This is a genomic window from Streptomyces sp. NPDC052101 (assembly GCF_040680235.1).
Taxonomy (GTDB): domain Bacteria; phylum Actinomycetota; class Actinomycetes; order Streptomycetales; family Streptomycetaceae; genus Streptomyces.
The window spans coordinates 1-1,028 of record NZ_JBFAWH010000175.1; the positions used below are offsets into that span (position 1 = coordinate 1).

The 1,028-nt window shown below is 76.5% G+C and carries 1 protein-coding gene and 1 pseudogene; one reads left to right on the forward strand and one right to left on the reverse strand.

The genetic code is table 11. The annotated features are described in order from the left end of the window. Positions 1–545, reverse strand: a 545-nt coding sequence (locus AB0L75_RS44590; protein ID WP_365191989.1) for an MMPL family transporter, incomplete at its 3' end; no start/stop codon positions are given. Between AB0L75_RS44590 and AB0L75_RS44595 the strand changes: the two are divergent. Next, positions 505–1,028 (forward strand): annotated as a pseudogene (locus AB0L75_RS44595) (hypothetical protein); the annotation flags it as partial. The gene AB0L75_RS44590 and the pseudogene AB0L75_RS44595 sit on opposite strands and share 41 nt — an antisense overlap.

Here is a 1,028-nt window from a genome sequence, read left to right on the forward strand (position 1 = left end):
AGCGTATCGAGCAGCACGCCGAACGCGACGATGAACGCCAGCTGCACCATGAACATCAGCGGGATCACCGCGAGCGCGGCGAAGGTGGCCGCCAGCACGACGCCGGCCGAGGTGATGACCCCGCCCGTGACGGTGAGGGCGCGCAGCACACCCGCCCGCGTGCCGTGCCGCGGGGTCTCCTCCCGCGCCCGGGTCATCAGGAAGATCGTGTAGTCGATCCCGAGCGCCACGAGGAAGACGAAGCCGTACAGCGGCACGGTGGGGTCGGCGTCCTCGAAGCCGAACACGTGCCGGAACACGAGGGCCGAGACGCCCAGGGCCGCGCCGAAGCTGACCACGGTGGCCGCCACGAGCAGCACGGGTGCCAGGAGCGAGCGCAGCAGCACCGCGAGGATGACCAGCAGCATCGCGAGGATCAGCGGGATGACGACCCGCAGGTCGCGCTGCGTGGTGACGTTCGTGTCCAGCGCCTGGGCCGCCGGGCCGCCCACGAGGATCTCGCCCGTGGCCGGGAGGTCCGCGAGCCGGTCGCGCAGGCGGGCCACGGTCTGCTGCGCGGCGAGGGACTCGCCCCGGGTCCGCCAGGGTGGCCGAGACCAGCACGCGGCCGTCCACCACGCGGGGCTGCGGCTCCGGCGCGGACGCGGCGCCCGCCCCGCCCTCCGCGTCGGTCACGCCCGGGGGTGGGCCCGCGGCGGCCTCGGGGGCGTCCGTGGTGACCTCGGCCTCGGCCACGCCGGGGTCCTCCGCGACGGCGGCGAGCACCGCCTCCGCGTCCCCGGCCGGGGCGAGGATCTGGGCGGGGGCGCCCGCGCCGGCGTCGAAGTGCTCGCTCAGCAGGGCCTGGGCCTGCCGGGCGTCGGAGTCGCCGAGCAGCACGTCCTCCTGGGCGACGCCGTCCGCGCGCAGCTGCAGCAGACCGCCGCAGAGGGCGAGGAGCACGACCGTCGTGGCGACCCCGCCGAGACGGGGCCGGCGCGCGACGACGGCGCCCACCCGCGTCCACACCCCGTGGTCCTCCTCGAGGC